Genomic DNA, 24,871 nt, shown 5'->3' with positions numbered 1-24,871 from the left:
TTGATTCAATATTTTCTTTCCGAAAAGAAAAATCGTTTTGAACCCATTCTTTCTGTCACCCAGAAGCCACAGAGCTTCCTTGACTCGCCACTTGCATGTTCCCTAACCGTGAAAACCCTACCCCACAGGTGCGGCGGGACTCTCGCGCGCTCCGGGGCTTTTGAGGAGAGTTCTGAATGATCCGTCGTCCCTGGCTGTACGCCGCGACAGCCGCAACCTGCCTGGCAGGCTGGAACACAGCCGCCACCGCAGCCCCCCTGCCGGCGTCCAACCCGTTTGCCGCAGAAAGCACCCTGCCCTACCACGCCCCGCGCTTTGATCTGATCAAAGATGCGGACTACCAGCCCGCTTTGGAGCAGGGCATGGCCGAGCAGGCTGAAGAGATGGAGCGAATCGCCAACAGTTCCGAACCGGCGACATTCGAGAACACCATTTCCGCTATGGAACGCTCTGGCCGCCTGCTGGACCGCACGCTGGAAACCTTCAGCGGTGTGTATTCCGCCAACACCAACCCTGTTCTGGATAAAGTGCAGGAAGTGGTCGGGCCTAAACTGTCCGCGCATGAAGACAGCATTTTCCTCAACCCCAAACTGTTCGCACGCATCCAGTACCTGCATGCCCGTAAGGACACGCTGGGGCTGAATGCCGAACAGAAGCAGGTTCTGGACGTGTATTACCAGAACTTCGTGCAGGCTGGCGCTCAGCTCTCTGATGATGACAAAGCCAAACTGCGCGACCTGAACACGCGCCTGTCCAAGCTGGAAACCGTGTTCCAGCAGAAGCTGCTGGCAGGCACCAAGGCCTCCGCTCTGATTGTGTCTGACAAAGCCAAGCTGGCTGGTCTGGATGCTGCTGCCATTACGGCTGCACAGACGGCCGCCACCGAGCGCAAGCTGACGGGCAAATGGCTCCTGCCGCTGCAGAACACCACGCAGCAGCCGGCTCTGGAAACCCTGACGGACCGTGAAACCCGTCAGGCGCTGTTTGAGCAGTCCTGGACCCGCGTGGAAAAAGGTGGTGACGGCGATACGCGTGAGACCATTGCCACCATCGCCCAGTTGCGTGCCCAGAAAGCCGCTCTGTTTGGCTACAAGAACTATGCTGCCTATGTGCTGGCGGACCAGATGGCTAAAACGCCGGAAGCCGTCCACAGCTTTATTGCGCAGATTGTCCCGGCCCTTGCCGCGGAACAGAAGCGTGAAGCCGCTGACATTCAGAACACCATCACCAAAAGCGGTGCGTCTTTCGACCTCAAGCCGTGGGACTGGCCCTACTATGCCGGTCAGGTTCGCAAAGCGCGCCTCAACTTTGATGAAAATCAGGTCAAACCCTACTTTGAGCTGAATACCGTTCTGCAGGATGGCGTGTTTTTTGCCGCCAACAGCCTGTATGGCGTCACCTTCAAGCGCCGCACGGACATTCCGACCTATAACCCGGATGTCATGGTGTTTGAAGTGTTCGATAAAGACGGGTCGGAACTCGGCCTGATCTATTTCGATTACTTCCAGCGCGACAACAAAAACGGCGGCGCATGGATGTCCAACTTTGTGGGGCAGTCTGCTCTGCTGGGCACCAAGCCGGTTGTGTATAACGTCGCCAACTTCACCAAACCGGCTCAGGGCGAACCCGCTCTGATCAGCTTTGATGACGTAACCACCATGTTCCATGAATTCGGACATGCGCTGCACGGCCTGTTTGCCAAACAGACCTACCCGATTGTCTCCGGCACCTCCGTGGCGCGGGACTTTGTGGAATTCCCCTCCCAGTTCAACGAGCATTGGGCGCTGAACGCCACCGTGTTGGCCCATTATGCCCGCCATTACAAAACCGGTGCTGCAATGCCGGAAAATCTGGTGGCGCTGCTGAAGAAGGCTGCAACCTTTAATCAGGGCTATCGTCTGGGTGAAGTCGTCAGTGCGGCGGAACTGGACATGGACTGGCACAGCCTTGGTGCCGATGCGCCGAAGCAGGATGTGGATGTGTTTGAAAAATCCGCTCTGGGCAAAATGGGGCTGGAAACAGATCTGGTGCCGCCGCGCTACCGCTCCAGCTACTTCCTGCACATCTGGTCCAATGGCTATTCAGCCGGGTATTACGCCTATCTGTGGACGGAAATGCTGGATGACGACACGTTTGCGTGGTTCGAGAAAAATGGTGGCCTGACCCGCAAGAATGGCGAGCGCTTCCGTGACATGATCCTCTCCCGCGGCCATACGCAGGATTATGGCCCGATGTTCCGCGCCTTCTATGGCAAGGACCCGGATATTGGCCCGATGCTGACGTTCCGTGGCCTGAACGGTTCCAAAAACTAAGGCTATGCTCTCAGGGTGTCTTTGGGCACCCACCTGAGTAGTTTTCAAACGGCGGTTACTCTGCACTCTGCGGAATAACCGCCGTTCCTGTGTACGGGCCTTCGCAGAAGGTGATCCGGCCCAGCGTCAGGTCACACCGCGCATAGCTTCCACGCTCCTGCCGGACGACAGCCCGCCCGGTATAAAGCCCGTAGCAGAACCGCGCTGTGCCGAGCGTGACATCACACAAATGATAAGCGCCATCCTGCGGCAGAATGGCCCGCCCGCTATAAGGCCCACCACAAAATGCCGGGTGCCCGGTTGTCAGGTCACACCGGGCGATGCCTCCGGGGGTCTTCATGGCCCCGTTCCCATCCTCCCTCTCGGCCGCCAGACTGGCCTGCCCCCAGGCACAGGCCCCACACAGCGCTACGCACACCAGAAGCCGACAGAGCTGGCGTTTTCGTTCCCTTCCTGTGCGCTGCATGGCGTCTCCCTCCCGACCGGTTTCTTTGCCCTCCGTAGCGTAGCCTGTGCGGGCTGACCATAACGATGCAGGTCTATTCCCCCTCTCCGGCATGGATGCCATTACCGCGCCAGCCGAACAGGCCTGCGCGCGCGCCCAAACCGTCTGACATGCCTTGGTGAAGCCGCCCGCAGGGAGCGGAAAGCCCTGCTTGCCCGGCTTTTGCGGGGCGTCTTTCCGCGCCTCATAAAAAAAATCAAAAAATCTGAAAATCTTGCTTGACGGTCCCCGAAAACCCCTCTAGATCAAGGCCCAACGCAGCCTCTTGTCCCGTTCGTCTAGAGGCCTAGGACACCGCCCTTTCACGGCGGCAACACGGGTTCGAATCCCGTACGGGACGCCATATCTTCTCTGAAGATACACTGGCTAGTTTACTAAAAATTCCAGAATTAAAGCGATGATTTTGGATCCATGAAAATGGATCACAAAGCCGCACGCTTTTTGCTCCGGCCTTTCGCCTGATGCGTAAAAGGCCTTAAGGGCACTGGGTTTCTCAGCGTTTGCCGCTTCGCTTTTTTCACAAAACGGCGTGTGCCGCCTTACGCAAGAATAATCCCCGCAATCGCAGCACTCATAAAATTGGAGAGCATGCCCGCCAGCACCGCACGGGCGCTGATCTGGGCCAGTTCTGCACGGCGCTCGGGGCACTGGCTCCCAAAGGCTGCCACAAGAATGCCAATGGAACTTAAATTGGCAAAGCCGCAGAGTGCAAACGTCGCGATCGCCCCACTGCGTGCAGAAAGCACTCCATTCTGCAAAGACGGGGCAAGATGCAGGTAGGCGACAAATTCGTTAATAACGAGCTTCAGCCCCAGCACAGAGCCAACAATCGTGCATTCCCCGGCAGGCACACCCAACAGCCAGGCAATGGGGGAAAACAGCAGGCCGAAGAGATATTCCAAAGAGAGGAAAGGCTTATGAATGGCCTGCCCTAACGCCTGAAACCCACTGTTGATCAGCGCAATCAGCCCGATAAAAGCCACCAGTGTCGCCGCCACGGCGACGGCTGTTTTGGTGCCTTTCAAAGCGCCTTCGGTAATAGTTTCAAAAAAAGCCTGATTGTAGGAGGAACGCCCGGCGGCCAGCGTATCCACCGGACTGCCGGCTGGGCGGGGGGCAAGGATTTTTGCAAACATCATCCCACCCGGAATGGCCATGAAAGATGCTGCCACCAGATAATGAGCCGGCACCCCTAACCCAACATAGCCAACCAGCGTTGCGCCGGAAACGGAAGCCACACCACTGCACAGCACGCTGAACAGTTCCGTGGGGGCCATCGTCCGCAGGTAAGGGCCTAATGCCACCGGCAGCTCACTCTGGCCGATAAAAATGGTGATGATCGCCCCAAAGGATTCAACCGGCGAGGTGCCCAGAATCTTCTGCAGGATCTTTCCTGTTGTGCGGGCAAAAATCTGCATGACGCCGACATGAAACAGGATGGCAATCAGCGCGCTAACATAAACCAGAGAGGGCAGCACCCTGAAGGCAAAAACAAAGCCATCATTCGGGAAGACGGTCGCCATTTTGTCACTGGCCAGTGCGCCAAAAAGGAAACGCGCCCCCTCATCCCCGCAGGAGAGGATTTTTGTCACACCTTCGGACAGAGACCACAAAATCTGCTGCCCCACAGGCACGCGCAGGACAAGCAGACCAATTGCGACCTGAGCCAGCAGGCAGCTCAGAACCGTGCGAAGGCTGATATTTTTCCGGTCTTTTGAAAACAAGACCGCAATACCCAGAAGCAGGAGAATACCGAGACATCCACGACTATGCACTGAATGATCCTTCTCTCAAGGTCTGCATTTCCACATCTCCTGAGCCCATGATGACAAAAAATGCGCCTGCTCGTACGTGCAGCAGGCTCTTACAGACGCACACCCGCAGCAGGCCATTGCGGAACAAGGAACTGCGCGGGGCAGTTATCCTGCATCTGAGGACTACTGAGGAACGCATCCGTTTTTGGAAATTTGTCCAGCGAAGACGGTTTGAGAGTGAACCAGATCTGGGAGAGAACGGCCTCCCCTTGTGGCGTCTTGTTACACTGGAACTGCACACCCCGCTCCGGCAGAGGGCCGGTATCCACTTCAATCTGGCTGGTCAGTTCGGCTTTGGTAACGCGCGTGCCTGCCTCAGTCGTCAGATGCTGCGCGGAGGGAAGTGCCGCAAACCGATCCCGCAGCCGGGAGGCGACGGAGAAAAACTGCTCTCCCTCCATCCCGAAACACTGCACATGCTTGGTGTATTCATGCGCCACCAGACTGGAGTGCGTGTGAGCCACCACCTCTGACAGACGATGTGACAAGCCCTCGGACAGCGAAGGCGATGCAGACGCCGTATCCCCATCATACAGGCTGCACCCTTTGCGCCACCATGTCGTAACGGGCACCTGCGCTCGTATGAGGTCAGACGGACGGGACGCCCAAAGCCCATGCAGCCCGATGAGCGGCGTCTGGGGTTGATCCGCCTGACAGCTATTCCCTTCTGGCCCTGTGCAAAAGCCCGGTTGCCATGTGAGGGCAAGCGTATAATGCCCAAAATCTCCATGCCGCGGTGCTGTGAGCGCAAGATCCCCCGCACCACCCGCAGGCGGTGCGGAAGGATGCTGAGCGCACCCGGACAGCAGAAAACAGGCAGCCATCACGCCGGAAAAAAGAAACTGTACTGCCCGCATAATCTGTTTGATCCTTACGCAGAAAGGGGAAAGGAAAAAGCGCTATCCTGCTGATGTGGAAAGCTATTAATGTTGCTTACATCGTGTGCGGTGTCTATGATTTTTATAATGGAAACGTATTGTTTCTCATAAATTATAGAACACTTTGCGCCACCCAGAGCAGCAGAACGGCCGTCTGAACAGGGAAGACTTTATGACTGCAACCCCGGATTACCCCAAGGTTTACCTTGGTGGAGACCTTGTCTTCAGGAAAAACGCACAAGAGCTTTTTCAAGCCTTCAAAGAGATGTGTCTGGCCGTCCGCCTGCACGGTGTCTCGCCTTTTGATGGACAGGATGAGGTCGAAGCCCTGCCACCCGGCAAAGAAACCAGTCTGCTGATAGCCCGGCTGGATCGCGGCCTGATGGATGAGTGTGACGCCGCCCTGTTCTGTATCGATCCCTTTCGCCGCGCGGCGGATATGGACCCCGGCACCGCAGTGGAAATTGGCTACATGGCCGCCCAGAACAAGCCGATGGCGGGCTACACAGTAGATGGCCGCTTTTACCATGAAAAAGTGCAGACCTATTTTGAGCAGGCCTGGCACACACCGCTGACGGAAGAGCGCCCGCACGATGGAGCCAGAGTGCGCTGGCTGGATGCGGACAGCATGATCGTGCACTCGGAAGGCCTGTTACAAAACGCCATGGTGGAAGGCTTCATCCGGCAGGCGGGCGGCGATATCGCGGTTGCAGATAATATCAGGAGCGCGTTTCGTGCTGCCGCCTCTGATCTGGCGGGGCTGATTTATGGCACCGCTGAGAAAAAGGATACCTCCCATGGATGAGAAAACCGTAGCAACCCTGACGCAGAAAGCGCTGGCGGCCCGTAGCAATGCCTACGCCCCCTATTCCCGTTTCCTCGTGGGCGCCGCCTTAATCACAGAAGACGGTCAGGTTTTTTCCGGCTGCAATGTTGAGAACGCGGCCTATCCGGAAGGCGTGTGTGCGGAAGCCGGGGCAATTTCTGCCATGATCGCCGCAGGCGGGTCCCGCAAAATTGCGACGATTATGGTCGCCGGCAAAGGGCCTGCCCCCTGTTTGCCGTGCGGTGGGTGCCGCCAGAAAATCCGTGAATTTGCAACGCAGAGAACCTGCGTTCTGGTGGTGGATGAAAACGGCACGGAGTTGTTTAAAGACGACCTTCATGCCCTCCTCCCCCATTCTTTTGGCCCTGAAAACCTTGAGACCGGATCTGACCAAAACCCGGCCTGACGCGCAGTACCAGATAGACTTTTGCAGGAATTCCGCATGAAGATCATTATCGATACAGACCCCGGGCAGGATGATGCGCTCACCATCCTGCTGGCCCTCGCCAGCCCGGAGATTGAACTTCTGGGTGTAACGACGGTTGCCGGGAATGTGCCCGTTGCACAAACAACTGAAAACGCCGTTAAGACTCTCGATCTGGTCGGACGCACGGATATCCCCGTGCATGCCGGTGCGGATCGCCCCCTTATTCGCCCCGGTGTGACGGCAACGCATGTGCACGGCAAAACCGGGTTTGAAGGGGTTGATCTGCCCCCGCCGAGCCGCGAGGCAACCCCGGGCCATGCCGTTGATTTCATCATCCGCACGGTTATGGAAAACCCGCCGGGTGCCATCACACTTTGCACAATCGGACCTCTGACTAATATTGCTCTGGCACTCGCTAAAGAGCCTGCCCTGCGTGAGCGTATTGGGCAGATTGTCATGATGAGCTGTGCGTTTTCCGAGGTTGGGAATATTACCCCCACCGGAGAATTCAATATCTATGTGGACCCGCATGCTGCACGCATGGTGTTTGAGTCCGGTGTGAAAATTGTCGTGTTCCCGCTGGATGTCACGCATCAGCTCCATACCAGCAAGGCACGTCTTGAGCGTATTGAAGCAATCCCCAACCGGATTGGCCCGATTGTGGCTGCATGGTTGCGGTTTGAAAAACGCTTTGAAGCCACAAAATATGGCACAGACGGCGGCCCGCTGCATGACCCCAACACCGTGCTCTGGCTGCTCAAACCCGAACTCTACCGTGGCCGTCAGGTTAATGTGGAAATTGAGACCGACAGCGCGCTGACGTTGGGTATGAGCGTGGTGGACTGGTGGGGCATTACCGATAAAAAGAAAAACGCCTTGTTCATGCGGGAAGTTGACGTGGACGGCGTGTACGATCTGATTATCGAACGCCTGTCTGCCCTGTAACATAGCTCTGGCCGGAGCATAGACCACGCTCCGGCCTGCCTTATCAAACACCCGCTCAAATCACCAAAAAACGCAATACATTCCTCACGGCGCAGTTGTGGCAACCGAGGGAATATGCGTGCGATAGCGGTCCCAATGCGCGACGAGTTCAGCAATCACCGGAGCGCCTGCGCGTTCGTTATTATCAAAAGCGACCACCTGTCCCGGCCCTTCATCCCCCATGGATTGCGTAATGGAGATATGGGGCGGCGGCATGCTGAAGTTGCTTCCTGAACGCAAAACCATGACCCTCTGCGGGTCAATCACGCCAAAGCGCGCCAGCACGCGCATTTCCACCTGGTTGGTCTGGCTTTCCTCATTGGTCATAACAAACTTACCCTGATTTCTGGTCCACAGACGCACCCAGTCCTCCGCCCATGTATTACGCTGCGCCCCATGCCAGTAACGGAGAGCGCCTAATGTTTCGCCCTCCAGAATAGCAGGCGGCTTCTGGGCATTCGGATACCCCGCCCACTGCGCCCGACGCTCAGCCAGAGCAGGATCATCCCGCAGAGGCGTCGTGCGGCTAATGGTATAAGCCCAGTGCTCCAGTCCACGATTCAGCGGATAAGCTTTTGTCAGCTCATCCACATCCGTCACAGACCCATAATGGTTGGGGTCACTGGGGAGCGTATTGGGTTTATCGGCACCAATCGCATACAGGCCATAAGGCCAGCCTTTGGGAATTGTGCGATCATCTATTTCACGCAGTGCATCACCATCCACAACCCAGCGCGCCCACGCGACACTCCCTGCTGAGGCCACGTTCGGATTGACCCCGGAAATACCAGTAAAAATCCAGTATGTATGATGAAGGTCAAAATGCGGATCAAGCGCCAGAGCGGCAAGGTCCGTCACACCGTCCTTTAAAACAAGGCCATACACACCATCTATGTTGCTCCGCAAAATCTGGGTCGGAATACCAGCGACTGGCACACGCTTGTCCATATGCAAACGCTCAACCCAGAACTGATATTCTCCCGGAGCGTCCCCGGTGTCCGCACCATTTTCCCACCCGGCCACCACAAGCACTTTTGGTTCCAGACGAGGCGCAGCTGTTGCAGCAGAGCATGGTGCAACAGCAGTTGTGACCGCCAGCCCGCAGCATAAGGCAAGAGCTTTCATTGTTTGATCCATACTCAAGGCACACTTTTTAGAAAATATTTTGCTCTGAGACGGTATTTCGGAGAGCCCGAAATACCGTCTTTTATCCACATCAAAGTGCAGGAGAGCTAGCCCCTGCCCTATGGCAACCAGCGTTTAGTGCTGCGCACCCAGCCATGCCTTGAGCTGGGACTGAGCAGCCTGCATGGCCTCTTTACGCGCCCCGATTTCACTCAGGGCTTTTGCCGTGGCAATTTTACCGCCCGTCGTTTTGCTGGAAGACGGGTCTGCTTCAAGCGCCTGCGCTACGTCCGGATTATCAGAATAAGCGGCAATCTGTGAAAGGAACCCATCCTGAGACCACGGAGCAAGATGCGTTCTGATTTCAGCCTCATGCTGCTTGACCAACTGCCAGACCAGATCCGGGTTTTCACTCTCATCCGCCACACGGGCCAGCGCCATGGCAATACGTCCGTTGGGAATAGCCCCGCTGTAAGCCAGCGCGACGTTTTTCTCAATCAGAGCCGGATTTGTTGCCGCTGCCAGTGCATTGAACAGACGCAACTTCACCTCTGTCGCCTGCGTGGTGCGAACTTTTTCAGCCATGGCCTTATAGGTTTTCTCATCCGCGTGCGTCATGGCAATACGCGCCACAACACCCACCAGATCAGGCTTTAAAGACGCAGGATCAGCCTGCCAGCGGGCAAAGCGCTTGCCTGCTTCCGCCACCACTGCCGGATCTTCAAACCTGCCGAGCACAGAAATAACGGACGGACGCAGCATGGTGTCCAGCACGTTTTCATCCGCTTTCTGGTCCCAGCCCAGACGCGTCAGAACAGGTGTGAGCTGCTTACGGGCATAGGCGCGGAAGGCTGCGCGGTCCGGGCTGCCTTTCAGATACTGGTCCAGCGTTTCAAACCGACCAATAATTTCCTGAAGAACAGCAATATCGCTTTCCTGCGCAGAGAGCAGGCTGTCTGCCAGATCCATATAAGCAGAAAGCGGGGCCTGCCCGGAACGGAACAGGGCAAACTGATCACCCAGCAGGTTGGCTCTGTCCACGGGTGCGAAATGCGTTGCGTTTTTCAGCAGGGATGCAAAGGCCGGTGCATTGTACTGCACGCGGTAATAGCCGCTTTCACCCAGATTCAGCTTGAGCGGTGCATCACACCCTGCAACGCTAAGCGTCTGCGGCGCTTTGCCCAGAACCAGCTTTTGCGTCGCCAGACCGGGGCCACCCGCCACAACAGGCACCATCCATGTCTGGGCCGCCGGATGCGGATCATGAATAGTAAAGCGGCTTTGTGTCAGGGTATAAACCGTTTTGCCAGCCTTACAGGCAGACGCCACATTGACCAGCGGAATCCCCGGCTGTTCAGTAAAGCTGCGAGCCACTGGTCCAACATCCAGACCGGATGTTTTAGACAGCGCCTGCCACAAATCCTGACTGGTAGTGCTGCTATAGGCGTGGGACTTCATGTAAAGACGCATCCCGTCACGGAAATGGTCTTCACCCAGCCAGCCTTCCAGCATGCGGATAACCAGTTCGCCCTTGCCGTAGCTGATGCTGTCAAAAGCCGAGTTGGCTTCACTCACATTATGAATGGTCTGCTGGATGGGGTGCGTGGACGGCAGGGCGTCCGTGCCCATGGTTTCCTCACGCGTTTCATGCTGGCGCGGCCAGATGTCCCAGTCCGGGTTCATCTTGTCCGTCGCCTTGATCTCCATCCAGGACGCAAAGCCTTCATTCAGCCAGATATTGTCCCACCAGCCCATGGTCACGAGGTCACCCGACCACTGATGCGCCATTTCATGCGCGACAACTTCATAAATCAGCTCACGCGTGCGCGGTGTGCTGTTTTTGGGGTCAAACAGCAGGACGTTGTCGATATAGGTCAGCAAGCCCCAGTTTTCCATCGCACCGGCCTGATAGTTACCGGGGATGGCCACCATATCCATTTTGGGCAAAGGATACTTCACACCAAAATAGCTGTTATAATAAGGAAGAATTTTTTCTGAGGCATGCAGGGCATACTCTCCCTGCCCTTCCAGACCGGACGGCGCATACACGCCCAGCGGCGTGCCATCCGCCTGCCCCTGCACGGATTTCATATCCCCTGCAACAAGCGCCAGCAGATAGGTGGACATACGCGGCGTTGTAGCAAAGGAGACGCGCTTCTGGCTCGTGCCCTCCGGCGTGCTCTGCGTCACCGGCATGTTGCTGACGGCAACAGCCTCTTTAGGTAGCGTCACATTCAGCTGGAAAGTTGCCTTAAAGGCTGGCTCATCCCAGCCGGGGAACATACGGCGGGCATCGGCCACTTCAAACTGGGTGACCAGCATCCGCTTTGTCTCGCCAGACGGCGCTGTGTAGTCATCCACATAAATGCCGTTTGGCGTCTTCAGGATCGGCCCGGAATAAGTGATGACAAGCGTATGCGCGCCTTTGCTGACCTTGGCCGGAAAATGCAGGGTCGCGGTCTCGGCTGCATCGTCCTGCGTGATGGTCGCCTTCACACCATTATCCAGAACAGCTTCGGCCAGATGCAGACCTGCCTGATTGAGGGTGACATCCGTTGTGGGGGTGCGCACGTCAACCTGAATAGTTTCCTGTCCGGCCAGTTTCAGGTTATCTATATCTGTTGAGATATTGATACCGTAAGAGACAGGCACAACAGTTTTTGGCAACTGCCCCCCGGCGCGCTGGAAGGAGAACACCTGTTCCGCACAGACCGGGCCAGCCAGCGGCAGCCCCGCCAGCAGGGTTGTCAAAGTCAGAAGCCGACGCATGCCATAATTCTCCTAAAAATCCGTTTATCTTTTCGAAATCATTTTGACTTCGGATTATTCCGATCCTACTATCTTAATATATTCACCATTCCGTCAACGGCGGCGGGGTGGCACGGCGCCTTATCCAAAGGCAGAGACGGCACACAGGGCGGATCAACGGCGGTTCGCTGGCTCATGGGAGCGATGGTTTTCCGCGCGGAACTGGCGGGCCATCTGGAAGACGTTCTGTGGATAAAGGGTTCCTCAAAGCCGGCCATACCCCGACGCTCATCGCCGCTTTCCTGTATTTTGATGTCTCCTTCATGGTCTGGGTTCTGCTCGGGCCGCTGGGCATTTCCATCGCGCATGACCTGCACCTGAATGCAGGCCAGAAGGGCCTGCTGGTCGCCACCCCGGTTCTGGCAGGCGCTGGCTTACGCGTTCTGGCCGGAGCACTGGTGGATCTCTTCGGCCCCCGCCGCGTCGCCATTGGCGCGCAGATCAGCGTTATTCTCGGCCTGTGGCTGACATGGTTTCTGGCCCCGCACACCTACGCCAGCATGTTCTGGGTGGCACTGGTGCTGGGCATTGCCGGAGCCTCCTTCGCCATTGCGCTACCGCTGGCCTCCGTATGGTATCCGCCGCGCTATCAGGGCACCGCACTGGGCATTGCCGGGGCGGGGAATTCCGGCACAGCGCTTGCCTCCCTGTTTGCCCCCGGTCTGGCCGCCATGATGGGCTGGCTGAATGTGCTGGGGCTGGCCACCATTCCACTCATTATCGTGCTGATTGCCTTCCTGTTTCTGGCGCGGGAGCCTGCCGCCCGCCCCACCATGCCCAGCCTTGCCGCGTGGGGGCCGATCCTGAAATCCGGCGGCTGCTGGGCGCTGATGTTCTTCTACAGCGTCACCTTTGGCGGCTTTGTCGGTCTGGCGGCCTTCCTGACCATTTATTTTAATGACCAGTATCACCTGCCCCCCGCCATTGCCGGGGCCTGCACCGCTTTTGTGGTGTTTGCGGGGTCCTTCATCCGTCCGGTGGGTGGCGCCATGGCAGACCGCGTGGGCGGCACAAAGGCGCTGATGCTGCTTTACGGTCTCGCCGGGGTCATCTTCCTGCTGATCGCAACCGGCCTGCCGTCTGTCTATCTGGCGTTCGGCGCGTTCTTTCTGGGTATGCTCACACTGGGCCTTGGCAACGGGGCCGTGTTCCAGCTGGTGCCCATCCGCTTCCCACAGCAGGTTGGCATTCTGACAGGACTTGTGGGTATGGCTGGCGGTGTCGGCGGGTTTTATCTAGCCTCGTCCCTCGGGGCCGCCCGCCAGATGACGGGCTCTTACGGACCCGGCTTTTTAACTTTCGCACTTGTCTGTCTCGTTGCATGCGGGTGCGTCACGGTGTGTCATCGCCGTTGGACGGAGAACGCTCAATGAGACGTGTTATTCGCTGCTTTCAAAACTGGCGGTCAGGCAGCCTTGTTCTGAGTGTCGCCCTCACCGGCACGGCCTGGGCGGATGAGCAGGCGCACCCGGTAACACAAAAGGCCGCCCCGCCGGCAGCCGCTACACCGCTGACCCCCGTGGTCCCGGTGCCCGTTCTGGTCAGCCCGAACAAAAAGGCAATGCTGAAAGGCTCTCTTTACCACCCGGACTGGCAGATTTTTAACGCCGGCAGCAACGTCGCCTCCGGCTTTGGCGTGGTGAGCGGCTACGGGCAGACCCGGTGGTCGGAAGACTGGAGTGATCTGGCCCGCACACCTGAAAACATTCGGAAAAATGACTGGTTCAACCGCCTGAAATATGTGCGGCTGAACGACAGCGGCAGCATCTGGATGAGCTTTGGCGGCGAAGAACGCCTGCGCTATATTTTTGAAAACCAGCCCATGCAGGGGCAGGCTGGCAAAACCAATGCCAGCCGCGTGCTGTTGCGCAACCAGTATGGGGCCGACCTGCATCTGGGTGAACATGTGCGCGCCTATGCGGAATTTCTGTATGGCGTGGCGGGCGGCTCCAACACCTACGGCTATCAGACCGGTGCGCAGCGTGAAAGTCTGGACCTCCAGCAAGGGATTCTGGAAGTCAAAGGGCGGCTACTGGGCGCTCAGATGGGGGTGATTGGGGGGCGGCAGGTCTTTCTGGATGCGCCGGTTTCCATGCAGTCCCCGCGTGATCTGACCAACGTGCAGCAAACATGGGACGGCTTCCGGGGCTATGCGGTCTGGAACCGGTTCCGGATTGATCTGTTCGACTTCATGCAGACCAACAAGCTGCCGCAAAAGGTTTTTGCAGACGGCACTAATTACAATGCCCGCCTGTATGGTGCCTATACATCCACCGCCCTGCCCTCTTTCCAGTTCATGGGGCAGAAAAGCCAGATGTTCGCGGATGTGTTTTTTCTGGGCTATCTGTACGGCGGAGCGGCTGCCTCCATTCCGGCAGCGGCTCCCGGCAGCGTGCAGAAAGGCTCATCCCGGCGGGACAATGTGGGCATGCGGCTGTGGGGCAATGTCGGGCCTTTCAGCACCAGTCTGACCGGTATTTTTCAGGGTGGGGAATTCCGCCCGGCCAAAACAAGCCAGAGCACCCGCTCTGTGCGCGCTTATGCCGTGAATGGCAGTATTACGTACACACGCTCAGACTGGGCCGGTAAGCCGGGCTTTGGTGTGCAGGGGGATCTGTTCTCCGGTGGGTCTGACCGCAGTCAGGACGGTGCCGTGGGGACGTTTTCCACCCCGTTTGTGCCGCTGCCGTATTACAATGACCTCTCACTTTCTCTTACCTCGCAAAACCTGATTGGCGTTGGCCCCATCGCCAACTTTACCATGCTCCCCACCCTGCACCTTAAGCTGCACGTGCCCGTCTTCTGGCGTGCCAGCACGCAGGACGCCATTTATGGCGGGAACGGCAAAATCTATAACTGGCGCAATAATCTGCATGGAGGCTTTACGGGCGTGATGCCCTACACCCAGCTTTCCTGGAACTTTGCGCCGCACTGGGCCTGGACGCACGATATTGAAGGCATCCTGCTCTCCCGCGGGATGCGGGATGTCGGGGCCAAAGAGGGCGCGCTTTATATGCAGACGCTCGAATTCAAGTTTTAAAGGCAGGGGAGAAAACCCATGACCACCAAAGGCAACATCATTATTGTCGGCAACGGCATGGTTGGCCATTACTGTGCAGAACAGCTCGTCATGCACGGCCTGCACGAAACCCACCAGATTCATGTCTTTGGTGAAGAACGCCACCACGCTTATGACCGCGTGCATCTGACCGATTACATGACCGGGCAGGATGCACTGGCCCTGCGGCTGCACCAGGAAGACTTCCACACCGCACACGGCATTACGCTGCACCTGAACAGCCGGATTACGGACATTGACCGCGCGGCAAAAACTGTCACGACAGAAAACGAAATCCTGCCTTACACCACGCTGATTCTCGCAACCGGGTCCACGCCGTTTGTCCCGCCTGTTCCGGGCAATACCGGCACGGCAGGGCTGGTCTATCGCACACTGGAAGATCTGGACCTGATCCGCGCCGCAGCCGAAGGCGCGCAGCATGGCACAGTAATTGGCGGCGGCCTGCTGGGGCTGGAAGCCGCCAATGCGCTCAAAGTGCTGGGGCTGGATGTAAGTGTGATCCAGCTCGGCAGCCACCTTATGTCCGCCCAGCTGGATGAAGACGGTGGACGCGCCCTGAAAAAGCGGATTGAGGCGCTCGGTATTGATGTGCGCGTCCTGCATCAGACGCAGGACATCGTGCCCGGCACCACGCACCGCCATAAACTGATTTTTGCTGATGGTTCCTCGCTGGAAACAGACATGGTTGTCTTTTCTGCAGGGATCAAACCGCAGGATCTGCTGGGACGCGCCTGCGGGCTGGAAATCGGCCCGCGCGGCGGCATTGTGGTCGATAACCAGTGCCGCACGTCCGACCCGGATATTTTTGCCGTTGGCGAATGCGCCTTATGGGAAGGCCAGATTTTTGGCCTCGTCGCCCCCGGCTACACCATGGCCCGCACCGTGGCAGCACTGCTGGCCGGTGATGCAGAAGCCGCCTTTACCGGTGCAGACATGTCCACAAAACTGAAGCTGCAGGGCGTGGATGTCGGGTCGATTGGCGATGCCCACGGTCAGGAACCCGGCTGCACCAGCTATCGCTTTATTGGCGAGGCAGACGGCTCCTACCGCCGCCTTGTCTTGTCCGCCGATGGCAGCCGCGTGACCGGCGCTGTTCTGGTTGGCGATAATTCCTACTACGACACCATTTTCCAATATGTGCAGAACGAGATTGCACCCCCGGCTGACCCGGCAGTGCTGATCCTGCCGCGTGGTGAAGGCGCAGAACTGCTTGGCGCAGACGCCCTACCAGACACCGCCACCATCTGCTCCTGCCATAACGTAACCAAAGGGGCGATCAGCACCGCGATTGAGCAGGGCTGCACAGACCTCGCCTCGCTCAAGAAAGACACAAAAGCCAGTACCGGCTGCGGCGGATGTTCTGCGCTGCTAAAAAGCGTTTTTGAAACGGAACTGACCGCGCGCGGCATTACGGTTGACCACAGCCTGTGCGAACATTTCTCTTACACGCGGCAGGAACTCTATTCCCTCGTCCGCGTGCATAACATCCGCAGTTTTGAAGAGCTGATGGCCCAGTATGGCAATGGCGGTCTGGGCTGCGATATCTGTAAACCGGCAGTCGGCTCCATTCTGGCCTCTGCCTGGAACAAACCCATTACGGACCCGCTCTATATCCCGCTGCAGGATACGAACGACACTTTCATGGGTAACATGCAGAAAAACGGCACCTATTCCGTTGTGCCGCGTATTGCCGGGGGTGAGATTACGCCAGACAAGCTGATTGTTCTGGGGCAGGTTGCCAAAAAATATAACCTTTACACCAAGATTACCGGCGGCCAGCGCGTGGACCTGTTTGGCGCGCAGTTGCATCAGCTGCCTGAGATCTGGCGAGAGCTGCTGGATGCCGGTTTTGAAACGGGCCATGCCTACGGCAAATCCACTCGCACAGTAAAATCCTGTGTGGGCAGCACATGGTGCCGTTACGGCGTGCAGGATAGTGTGGGTAAGGCGCTGGATCTGGAAAACCGCTATAAAGGCCTGCGGTCTCCGCACAAGCTGAAATTTGCCGTCTCCGGCTGCACGCGGGAATGTGCGGAAGCGCAGAGCAAGGACGTGGGCGTTATTGCCACGGAAAATGGCTGGAACCTGTATGTCTGCGGCAATGGCGGCATGCGCCCGCGCCATGCGGAATTGTTTGCAACGGACCTCGATGCGGAAACGCTAGTCAAATATATCGACCGCTTCCTGATGTTTTATATCCGCACAGCAGACAAGCTCCAGAGAACGTCTGTCTGGCGTGAAAATCTGGAAGGTGGGCTCGAGTATCTGCAAGATGTGATCATCCACGACAGCCTCGGCCTCTGTGATGAACTGGAACAGCAGATGCAACTGGTGGTGGATACCTATCAGTGCGAGTGGAAAAACGCTCTGACAGACGAGCAAAAGCTCAAACGCTTCCGCACCTTTGTAAACGATGCGCGCCCGGACCCGAACATTCGCACCGTGCCGGAACGTGATCAGGTCAAACCCGCAGACAATCAGCCGGAACTGCCGATTTCCGCAAGCCCGGCAGACTGGACCGACCTGTGTGCGCAGACTGACCTTGTGCCTCGCTCCGGCGTGGTCGCGCTCTATCATAACGCGCAGATTGCTCTGTTCTATCTGCCCGATGCCCAGGGTGAAGGACGGGTTTTTGCTGTGGATAATCATGACCCGTTCTCCCACGCCAATGTGCTGGGCCGTGGTTTGATGGGGGATATCCACGGACAGCCGGTTGTGGCCTCCCCGCTTTATAAGCAGCACTTCAATCTGGAGGACGGCACCTGTCTGGAAGATGCATCCAAATCTATCCACGCATGGGATGCCAGGCTACATAAGGGCCGTGTGGAAATCCGCGCCCGTAAAGTAACCGCCCCGGCGGAAGCCGCTATGGCGTAACCCGCATGGCCTGCGCGGAAGAAATCCGGTCTGTCTGCCCGTATTGCGGTGTCGGGTGCGGCATTGTGATGGAGGTGGAAGACCAGAAAATTGTCCGGGTGCGGGGGGATGCCGCACACCCGGCCAATGGGGGGCGGCTCTGCACCAAAGGCAGCTCGTGCGACAAGCCGGTCACGTCCCCCGCCCGACTGGACTGCGCCCTTCTTCGGCCAGACCGCGCAACGCCACCGGCTCCCATTTCCATGCACACCGCCATTACGGAAACAGCCCGACAGCTGCGGTATATTCTGGAGACAGATGGACCGGACGCCATTGCGCTTTACGTCTCCGGCCAGATGTCCGTGGAGGCTCAATACCTCGCCAATAAGCTGGTCAAAGGCTACCTCCGCACACGGCATATCGAGTCCAATTCCCGCCTGTGCATGGCGGCGGCTGGCACGGGGTATAAACTCTCCCTCGGGGCTGACGCACCGCCCGGCTCTTACGAAGACTTTGATTGCACCAATCTGTTTTTCGTCATCGGGGCGAATATGGCAGATTGTCACCCCATCCTGTTCCTGCGCCTGATGGACCGTAAACGGGCCGGGGCAAAACTGATTGTGGTGGACCCACGCCGCACTGCCACAGCAGACAAAGCCGATCTCTTTCTGCAAATCCGCCCCGGCACGGACCTCGCGCTGCTCAATGGCTTGCTGCACCTTCTGGTGGAACATGACGCGCTCGATACGGACTTTATCGCCAGCTGCACCACCGGCTGGGAGGACATGCCCGCCTTTCTGGCTGATTACACGCCAGAACGCGTCGCCAGCCTGACGGGCCTTGCGGAAGAGGATATCCGCACCGCCGCCCGCTGGATTGCTGAAGCGGGCGAATGGCTTTCTTTGTGGACCATGGGCCTCAACCAGAGCACCTCCGGCGCGTGGCATACCAATGCGTTGTGCAATTTGCATCTGGCCACTGGCGCTATTTGCAAACCGGGGGCCGGGCCGTTCTCCCTCACCGGCCAACCCAATGCCATGGGCGGCCGGGAAATGGGCTATATGGGCCCCGGCCTGCCCGGCCAGCGCAGTGCACTCTCGGCTCAGGACCGTGCATTTTGTGAAGAGCAATGGCAACTGCCCCCCGGCACCATTCGCGATGCAAACAGTGACGGTGCCATCGCCCTGTTTCAGGACATGGCGGAAGGGCACATCAAAGCCTGCTGGATTATCTGCACCAACCCCGTCGCCACCGTGCCCCGGCGTGGCAAGGTTCAGGCTGCCCTGGAAAAAGCCGAACTTGTCATTGTGCAGGATGCCTATGCGGACACGGAAACCGGCCCCTATGCCGATATCCTGCTCCCCGGTGCGCTGTGGGCGGAAGGCGATGGCGTGCAGGTCAATTCCGACCGCACCATGACCCTTGCCCGGCAGGCCGTGCCCCCTCCCGGCGAGGCCATGCCAGACTGGCAGATTATTGCCCGCGTCGCCTGCGCTATGGGGTTTGAGGAAGGGTTCTCTTTCACCTCCGCCGCCGAAGTTTTTTCTGAGGCCAGTCGTTTTGCAAACCCTGTGACTGGTTATGATATTTCCGGCGTCAGCCACGCGCGCCTGAAAGATGGCCCGGTGCAATGGCCCGCTCCGGCTAGCGATACAGCGCCGCGCCACCCTATCCGCTATCGCCCCAACCCGGACGCGCCGCCTGTCTTCGCAACACCCTCCGGTAAAGCCGTATTTTTTGCGCGCCCATGGATGCCACGGGACGATGAACCGGATGAGGACTATCCCTTCCTCCTCAATACCGGCCGCCTGCAACATCAATGGCACACGCTTACAAAAACAGGCCGGGTGGAGCAGCTGAACAAACTCAACCCCGGTCCTTTTTTTGAACTCGCCCCGGATGATGCCAAACGTCTTGGCATTGCCGAGAACGATACGGTTGAAATCCGCTCCCGCCGCGGCAGCGCCACCCTCCCGGCTCGTATTTCCCGCCGCATCGCCCCCGGCACCTGCTTTGCGCCGTTCCACTGGAACGACCGGTTTGGCGAGGCACTCTGCATCAACGCCGTCACGCCCGATGCGATAGACCCTGTCTCGCTCCAGCCCGGCATCAAACACTGCGCTGTCTCTCTGACCCGTGTTCAGACTGCCTCCCCTCCCGCACAGGAAAGCACAGAGACCATGCCCACAGAGCAGCTTGCCCGCCATCTGGGTCTCACCGCACAGAAAGCACCTGATTTTACCGGGGATAATCTTGGTTGGGTCAGCGGTTTTCTGGATGGTCTGCGCATGGCCCCACCAGAAAACAGCGTGCCAGTGGTGCCGGGCTCCGCCCCGCTTTCTGACGCACAGAGGGCGCACCTCAATGGGCTGCTGGCCGGGCTGTATTCCCGCACACCCGTTGCAGCCGCTGCCCTTCCGTCCACGGATGCCGCTGCGCCAACTCTCACCCTCTGGTGGGCCTCCCAGACAGGCCGCACGGAAGCACTGGCCGCGCAAACCGCGCTCTGGCTGCGGGAAAACGGACATGAGGTGCGTCTGGCTGAACTAAGTGCGTGTGACCCGGCCAACCTCTCTGGCACGGCGCTGTTCCTTGTCTCTACCTTTGGCGATGGCGACCCACCGGATGGTGCCGCTCCGTTCTGGGATGCACTCAAAGAACAGGACCTTGCCCTGCCTAATCTCCGCTATGCAGTGCTGGCACTGGGGGATTCCTCCTACGCCAGCTTCTGTGGGTTTGGTCGCGCTCTGGATGAACGGCTGAGCGCCCTCGGTGGCACACCGCTCCTGCCCCGCGTGGACTGTGAACCGGATTATGAGGATGCGGTAGAAGACTGGCGCCCCCATCTGCTGGCCACTCTGGGCAGCCCGGCTCCCTCTGACACAAGCCCTGCTCTGCTTGCTCCGGCGCTGGCCCCCGGCATTACCCGCACCACACCCGCACTGGCGCGCCTTGCCAACGTCACGCGCCTGACCGGTGACGACCCGGATAAGGAAACATGCCATATTACGCTAGATCTTTCCGGCACTGGCGTAACCTATAACGCAGGCGATGCACTGGGTGTCTGGCCCCGCAATAATGAAAGCATTGTGCAGCCGGTTCTGGCCGCCCTGCAGGTGCCTGAAGACACCATGCTGACGCTCCGCCACCACGGCCCCACCCCGTTGGGCGAAGCTTTGCGTCGCTGGTTTGACCTCTCCCGCCCGTCTGCAAAGCTGCTGGAACGTCTGGGCCGCACGGAAAGCGGCTATCTGCCTGACCTGATCGCAACCCTGCCAGCCCCTGTCGCAGCGGAAGACCTGCCGACGCTCTTCCGGCAGATGCAGCCGCGCCTCTATTCCATTTCTTCCTCCCCCACCGTCTGCCCGGACAGCGTGCATCTGACAGTGGGCGTCAACACCTCCCCTTATCCCGGCGTCTCGTCCACATGGCTGGCGGGGCTGAACGCGGGGGACGCCGTGCCGGTTTTTGTGCAGCCGACCACGCATTTCCATCTACCCGCGGATGAGACTGTGCCCGTCATCATGGTTGGGCCCGGCACTGGCATTGCGCCCTTCCGCGCCTTTTTGCAGGAACGCTCTGCCCGGAAGGCTTCCGGCCCAAACTGGCTGTTCTTTGGAGAGCGGCATGAACGCACCGGCTTTTATTACCGCGAGGAGCTGGAAGCCTTCATGGCGGATGGCTGCCTGACGCGGCTGGACACTGCGTTCTCGCGCGATCAGCCGGAACGCATTTACGTGCAGGACCGCATGGAAGAACATGGTGCTCTGTTGTGGGACTGGCTGAACCGGGGCGCGTATGTCTACATTTGTGGAGACGCTGCCCGCATGGCGCGGGATGTTGACGGCGCCCTGAAAAGGATTGTCGCACGACATGGATCAATGACAAGCGAACAGGCCGACGCTTTTATAGCGGGCCTGACCCGCAGCGGCCGTTATCTACGGGATGTGTATTGAACGAAAGGAGGACGGACTGCATGAAAGTCCTTCTGGCTGATGAAAATTCTCACCGTGCTGGCGCACTGGCCCGCCTGCTGGAAGCCGAGGCAACGCTGGACGTCATTCTGGTGGAAGAGGACGCCAGCCTGATTGATGCCGTGCGCCGCCATGCGCCGGATATTGTCCTGGTGGATATCAGCCGTGCCGACCGCGATGCGCTGGACAGTGTGCGTGCCCTCTCCGCCTCCGGGCTGGAACGGCCCGTCGCCCTGTTTGTGGACGAAGATGACGAAAGCCTGATGGAAGACGCTTTTGCCGCAGGTGTCTGTTCCTACAACGTGCTGGATGCGCCGGTCACAAACGTCAAACCGCTGCTGCGTGCCGCCATTGCGCTGTATAGACGCTTTCGGGATACCAATGCGGAACTTGTGGCTGCCAGAAAGACACTTTCAGACCGTGAGACCATAGACCGTGCCAAACTCCTGTTTATGAAGCAGGAACGGTGTAAGGAAGATGACGCGTACCGCTGGTTCCGCAAACAGGCCATGCAGCAGGCGCGAAAAATAATTGATGTCGCCACAGACTATCTTGATCACCAGAACAGGAGCCAAAAAAAATGAGCATCTCCTGCCGCATTGGCCTGCTGCAACTGGCGGATAGTGCCCCTGTGCTTGTAGCCCGCAGTATGGGCATTTTCACCCGGCATGGACTGGATGTTGAGGCCGTAGTGGTGCCGTCCTGGGCCAATATCGCCGACGGGCTGGTGTGGAACGGGCTGGATGGCGCGCTGATGTTCCCACCGCTGGCCATTATGACGGCCCTTGGCCAGCGCGGGCGGGCTATTGGGTTGCGTCCGGGCTTTCCGGTCAGCCGTGGTGGCAATACGATTGTGCTGCGTGGGCAAAAGGTGGACCACACACAGTGGGATGCGCAAGCAGACAAACGCCGGGCTTTTGACAACTGGAAAAGTGCTTTAGGCCGCAAACCCCGCCTTGGTGTTGTCCACCTCTACTCCACACACTACCTTATTCTGTCACACTTTCTTAAAAATCTCTCTGTCTGCCGCGATACCGAAACTGAAATTGTCATTATGCCGCCTGCGCGCATGATTCAGGCCCTTGCCGCCGGTGAGATTGACGGGTTTTGCGCGGGGCCACCATGGGGTGCGGATGCCCAGCTAAAGGACCTCGCATTTATTGTGGCAGGCTCTGCGTCGATTGCACCCGGGCATCTGGAAAAAATGCTTGTTTTGAAAGAGCTTTGGAAAAACGAGCACCCGGATGGCTCCGCCCGCCTGCACGCAGCACTGACTGAGGCCATTGCCCTGTGCAATGACCCATCACATGCGGCAGAGATTACGCAACTGCTCAGCAGGCCGCTCAACGCCAACGGACTAGGCCTGCCCGAAGAAGCCGTCAAAGCCGTGATGCCCGGCTCCCGCGCCATAGCAGATGTCATGATGTTTGGCGGCCAGAACGGGCAGACAGGTGCCTCCTGCGGATGGATGATTAAGGATATGCAAAACGAGGGCTGGCTCCCTTCCGCCATGCTGGAAACTCTGCGCACACTTGGCTGGTACCCGTGTTAAACAATGCCTGCGATGATCGATCTTATTTTGGTCATCTTTTTGTCAGAAGTGAAATAAAAAGATAATTCTCATTTTTGTGCATCCCAGAGCCAGAAATCTGTGCTTAAAAACGATTCTTAAATAGTCGTTTACTTTTCTATCATGTCATTTCTGATCTCATGAAATGATGTGATGCGTAGTGTTCTACGTTTGGTTTCTGGATACCTGCCATGTCTTCTGCATTTTCTACTCTGCGCGAACAGATTCAGGAAACCCGCAAGAAGACCATGGAACAATTATGCGGCGTCACTCTGCATGGAGACCTGCAGGAACGGTATGTGGACTGGAGACTGCCTCTCCCGCTGAGCAAAAAACGGCAGCAGCGCCTTGAAATTATCCGCAACGCGGGTGTTCTGTTTATCCATGTTCCCAAAAATGCCGGAACAGCCATCTCTCAGGAACTTTACGGCTGTAGCATGCGGCATGAAAGCATCCGCTACTATCAAAAGCATGCGCCAGATGTTGTGCGCACCATGCCCAGCTTTGCCTTGTGGCGGGACCCGGTTGAACGCTTCCTCTCCTCCTATGACTTCATCCGGAATGGCGGTGGCAGCCATGTTAGTCTGCATCCCGGCTTTGCGGAACGCTATGCAGACCTCACCACTCTGGACCGCATGATTGAGTATGTAGAAGGCGCAACCTCCATCTATCAGCTGGACCATGTCCTGCGCCCGCAACACTGGTATCTGACCGACCGCCACGGTAATGTGGCCGTCAAAATGCTGTTTGATCTTAAGGATATTGACCGAATTTATCCTTTTGTGCCCGGCCTGCATGCGGGCAAGATTAAAAAAATCAACACAACCCAACGCTTCACCACAGATCTGCGCCCCCTCCAGAAAGAGAAAATTATGGATCTCTATAAGGAGGATTATAAAATCAGAAAGTCCATCGCACAGATTGGCACTCTTTCTGAAAAATCCCGAAGTCCACAGAAAATCAACGTAAAGCGCAGCACAGCGCCTGCTTTCTCTCCTGCCCTGACCAGCAGCCTCTGACCGCCCCCTGCAAACCACGGTGAATTTATGACTGCCATGACGTTTTCAGGCAGCCTCGCACAGATGTAGTCGATTTGTTCCATCTTATTTATTCTATAATATTTATCGTATATTTTTATTATTTTTCATATTTGACATATTATATTTATTTGCACTCTCCCCCCTTTTAGTAAAAAAAAATCCTCCTATGTTTTCTCCCAGACAGGCGAGAGACTTTTTTTCTCCTGCTCTGCATAAAGGGTTTTATGATGATGAAAAAAGCTATTCTTCTCGCCGCTGCTCTGGGTGTTGTGGCACCGGTTGTGTCTCATGCTGAAGAACACAGGCACCACCACACCCAGAACAGCGACGACGACAGCAACACTTCTGACAACCAGAATAACAACGATGGTGAAGAAAACGGCAACCGTCGTCATGGTGGTGAGCATCGCGGTCATCGCGGCGGCTCGTCTTCCAGCTCTGACACTCAGAACAATCAGGGTGACAACCAGAACGGTGGTGAGCATCGCCATGGCCGCAACCACGGTGGTGAAGGCCGCGATGGCAACCGTGATGGCGGCCAGAACGAAGGCGACAACCAGAACTAATCTGGCTCTCAGCGCATGAAACAGAAAGGCTCTTCCCCGGAAGGGCCTTTCTGAATGCTCTCTGGTTTTTCCCTTGCGTTCTTTTACAAAAACAGCGTTTTAATAGA

Annotated in this window: 17 protein-coding genes and 1 tRNA gene; 13 read left to right on the top strand and 5 right to left on the bottom strand. The window is 57.6% G+C overall.

Annotation, left to right across the window (positions count from 1 at the left end; genetic code table 11):
• Nucleotides 1-176: 176 nt before the first annotated feature.
• Entirely contained in the window at nucleotides 177-2,312 is a 2,136-nt protein-coding gene (locus AD930_RS13130) for a M3 family metallopeptidase (RefSeq protein ID WP_061506610.1), read from the top strand.
• A gap of 55 nt (nucleotides 2,313-2,367) precedes the next feature.
• Here the strand turns inward: AD930_RS13130 and AD930_RS18330 are convergent, their stop codons facing one another.
• Nucleotides 2,368-2,880, bottom strand: a complete 513-nt coding sequence (locus AD930_RS18330) for a hypothetical protein (protein ID WP_244150587.1) — start codon at nucleotides 2,878-2,880, stop codon at nucleotides 2,368-2,370.
• 204 nt (nucleotides 2,881-3,084) lie between these two features.
• Between AD930_RS18330 and AD930_RS13120 the strand changes: the two genes are divergently transcribed.
• Nucleotides 3,085-3,160 (top strand) — tRNA-Glu (locus AD930_RS13120).
• Between the two features lie 196 nt (nucleotides 3,161-3,356).
• Here the strand turns inward: AD930_RS13120 and AD930_RS13115 are convergent.
• A complete protein-coding gene (locus AD930_RS13115; RefSeq protein WP_061506609.1) occupies nucleotides 3,357-4,592 on the bottom strand; it encodes a NupC/NupG family nucleoside CNT transporter in 1,236 nt (411 codons plus the stop codon).
• An 89-nt stretch (nucleotides 4,593-4,681) separates the two neighbouring features.
• Entirely contained in the window at nucleotides 4,682-5,488 is an 807-nt protein-coding gene (locus AD930_RS13110; protein WP_082781881.1) for a ribonuclease T2 family protein, read from the bottom strand.
• Between the two features lie 193 nt (nucleotides 5,489-5,681).
• Here AD930_RS13110 and AD930_RS13105 point away from each other — a divergent pair, with 193 nt between their 5' ends.
• The 3 genes from AD930_RS13105 to AD930_RS13095 are packed head-to-tail and all read left to right on the top strand — an operon-like array spanning nucleotide 5,682 to nucleotide 7,707.
• Nucleotides 5,682-6,314: a nucleoside 2-deoxyribosyltransferase gene (locus tag AD930_RS13105; protein ID WP_061506608.1), complete on the top strand. Its 633-nt coding sequence runs from the start codon at nucleotides 5,682-5,684 to the stop codon at nucleotides 6,312-6,314.
• Nucleotides 6,307-6,741, top strand: coding sequence for a cytidine deaminase (cdd, locus tag AD930_RS13100; protein ID WP_061506607.1), 435 nt, complete (start codon nucleotides 6,307-6,309; stop codon nucleotides 6,739-6,741). Before AD930_RS13105 ends, cdd begins: the two co-directional genes overlap by 8 nt.
• A gap of 36 nt (nucleotides 6,742-6,777) precedes the next feature.
• On the top strand, nucleotides 6,778-7,707 hold the full coding sequence (locus AD930_RS13095) for a nucleoside hydrolase (protein WP_061506606.1): 930 nt from the start codon (nucleotides 6,778-6,780) through the stop codon (nucleotides 7,705-7,707).
• 84 nt (nucleotides 7,708-7,791) lie between these two features.
• Here the strand turns inward: AD930_RS13095 and AD930_RS13090 are convergent, their stop codons facing one another.
• Both AD930_RS13090 and AD930_RS13085 read right to left on the bottom strand, forming a co-directional pair.
• A complete protein-coding gene (locus AD930_RS13090; protein WP_061506751.1) occupies nucleotides 7,792-8,871 on the bottom strand; it encodes a purine-nucleoside phosphorylase in 1,080 nt (359 codons plus the stop codon).
• Nucleotides 8,872-9,006: 135 nt separating this feature from the next.
• Complete coding sequence (locus AD930_RS13085) at nucleotides 9,007-11,640, bottom strand: M1 family metallopeptidase (protein ID WP_061506605.1); 2,634 nt, start codon at nucleotides 11,638-11,640, stop codon at nucleotides 9,007-9,009.
• Nucleotides 11,641-11,867: 227 nt separating this feature from the next.
• On the opposite strand from AD930_RS13085, the gene AD930_RS13080 reads away from it, so the two are divergent.
• The 8 genes from AD930_RS13080 (at nucleotide 11,868) to AD930_RS13045 (ending at nucleotide 24,764) form a co-directional block, all read left to right on the top strand.
• Nucleotides 11,868-13,052, top strand: a complete 1,185-nt coding sequence (locus AD930_RS13080) for a nitrate/nitrite transporter (protein WP_043549532.1) — start codon at nucleotides 11,868-11,870, stop codon at nucleotides 13,050-13,052.
• Nucleotides 13,049-14,719, top strand: coding sequence for an alginate export family protein (locus AD930_RS13075; protein ID WP_061506604.1), 1,671 nt, complete (start codon nucleotides 13,049-13,051; stop codon nucleotides 14,717-14,719). The genes AD930_RS13080 and AD930_RS13075 overlap by 4 nt, the downstream gene beginning before the upstream one ends.
• Nucleotides 14,720-14,737: 18 nt before the next feature.
• Nucleotides 14,738-17,635 (top strand): nitrite reductase large subunit NirB, encoded by a 2,898-nt coding sequence (nirB, locus tag AD930_RS13070; RefSeq protein ID WP_061506603.1) that lies wholly within the window; start codon nucleotides 14,738-14,740, stop codon nucleotides 17,633-17,635.
• A 5-nt stretch (nucleotides 17,636-17,640) separates the two neighbouring features.
• Entirely contained in the window at nucleotides 17,641-21,570 is a 3,930-nt protein-coding gene (locus AD930_RS13065; protein WP_061506602.1) for a bifunctional nitrate reductase/sulfite reductase flavoprotein subunit alpha, read from the top strand.
• A 20-nt stretch (nucleotides 21,571-21,590) separates the two neighbouring features.
• Nucleotides 21,591-22,172 (top strand): ANTAR domain-containing response regulator, encoded by a 582-nt coding sequence (locus AD930_RS13060; RefSeq protein ID WP_061506601.1) that lies wholly within the window; start codon nucleotides 21,591-21,593, stop codon nucleotides 22,170-22,172.
• Nucleotides 22,169-23,140, top strand: a complete 972-nt coding sequence (locus AD930_RS13055; protein ID WP_061506600.1) for a CmpA/NrtA family ABC transporter substrate-binding protein — start codon at nucleotides 22,169-22,171, stop codon at nucleotides 23,138-23,140. Before AD930_RS13060 ends, AD930_RS13055 begins: the two co-directional genes overlap by 4 nt.
• 209 nt (nucleotides 23,141-23,349) lie before the next feature.
• Nucleotides 23,350-24,177: a sulfotransferase family 2 domain-containing protein gene (locus AD930_RS13050; RefSeq protein WP_061506599.1), complete on the top strand. Its 828-nt coding sequence runs from the start codon at nucleotides 23,350-23,352 to the stop codon at nucleotides 24,175-24,177.
• A gap of 245 nt (nucleotides 24,178-24,422) precedes the next feature.
• Entirely contained in the window at nucleotides 24,423-24,764 is a 342-nt protein-coding gene (locus AD930_RS13045; protein ID WP_156477091.1) for a hypothetical protein, read from the top strand.
• The last annotated feature ends 107 nt before the right edge of the window (nucleotides 24,765-24,871 follow it).

Origin of the sequence: Acetobacter malorum (assembly GCF_001580615.1) — a bacterium.
Lineage (GTDB): Bacteria > Pseudomonadota > Alphaproteobacteria > Acetobacterales > Acetobacteraceae > Acetobacter > Acetobacter malorum.
Note: the sequence above shows the minus strand (reverse complement) of the source record. Positions and strands in the feature narration are given on the sequence as shown.

What these genes read in the sequence shown, in the direction of transcription:
- AD930_RS13060 (WP_061506601.1), top strand. Translation starts at nt 21,591, where the DNA reads ATGAAAGTCCTTCTGGCTGATGAAAATTCTCACCGTGCTGGCGCACTG.
- AD930_RS13105 (WP_061506608.1), top strand. Translation starts at nt 5,682, where the DNA reads ATGACTGCAACCCCGGATTACCCCAAGGTTTACCTTGGTGGAGACCTT.
- AD930_RS13095 (WP_061506606.1), top strand. Translation starts at nt 6,778, where the DNA reads ATGAAGATCATTATCGATACAGACCCCGGGCAGGATGATGCGCTCACC.
- AD930_RS13090 (WP_061506751.1), bottom strand. Translation starts at nt 8,871, where the DNA reads ATGAAAGCTCTTGCCTTATGCTGCGGGCTGGCGGTCACAACTGCTGTT.
- nirB (WP_061506603.1), top strand. Translation starts at nt 14,738, where the DNA reads ATGACCACCAAAGGCAACATCATTATTGTCGGCAACGGCATGGTTGGC.
- AD930_RS13055 (WP_061506600.1), top strand. Translation starts at nt 22,169, where the DNA reads ATGAGCATCTCCTGCCGCATTGGCCTGCTGCAACTGGCGGATAGTGCC.
- AD930_RS13065 (WP_061506602.1), top strand. Translation starts at nt 17,641, where the DNA reads ATGGCCTGCGCGGAAGAAATCCGGTCTGTCTGCCCGTATTGCGGTGTC.
- cdd (WP_061506607.1), top strand. Translation starts at nt 6,307, where the DNA reads ATGGATGAGAAAACCGTAGCAACCCTGACGCAGAAAGCGCTGGCGGCC.
- AD930_RS13050 (WP_061506599.1), top strand. Translation starts at nt 23,350, where the DNA reads ATGTCTTCTGCATTTTCTACTCTGCGCGAACAGATTCAGGAAACCCGC.
- AD930_RS13075 (WP_061506604.1), top strand. Translation starts at nt 13,049, where the DNA reads ATGAGACGTGTTATTCGCTGCTTTCAAAACTGGCGGTCAGGCAGCCTT.
- AD930_RS13110 (WP_082781881.1), bottom strand. Translation starts at nt 5,488, where the DNA reads ATGCGGGCAGTACAGTTTCTTTTTTCCGGCGTGATGGCTGCCTGTTTT.
- AD930_RS13130 (WP_061506610.1), top strand. Translation starts at nt 177, where the DNA reads ATGATCCGTCGTCCCTGGCTGTACGCCGCGACAGCCGCAACCTGCCTG.
- AD930_RS13045 (WP_156477091.1), top strand. Translation starts at nt 24,423, where the DNA reads ATGATGATGAAAAAAGCTATTCTTCTCGCCGCTGCTCTGGGTGTTGTG.
- AD930_RS18330 (WP_244150587.1), bottom strand. Translation starts at nt 2,880, where the DNA reads ATGGCATCCATGCCGGAGAGGGGGAATAGACCTGCATCGTTATGGTCA.
- AD930_RS13085 (WP_061506605.1), bottom strand. Translation starts at nt 11,640, where the DNA reads ATGCGTCGGCTTCTGACTTTGACAACCCTGCTGGCGGGGCTGCCGCTG.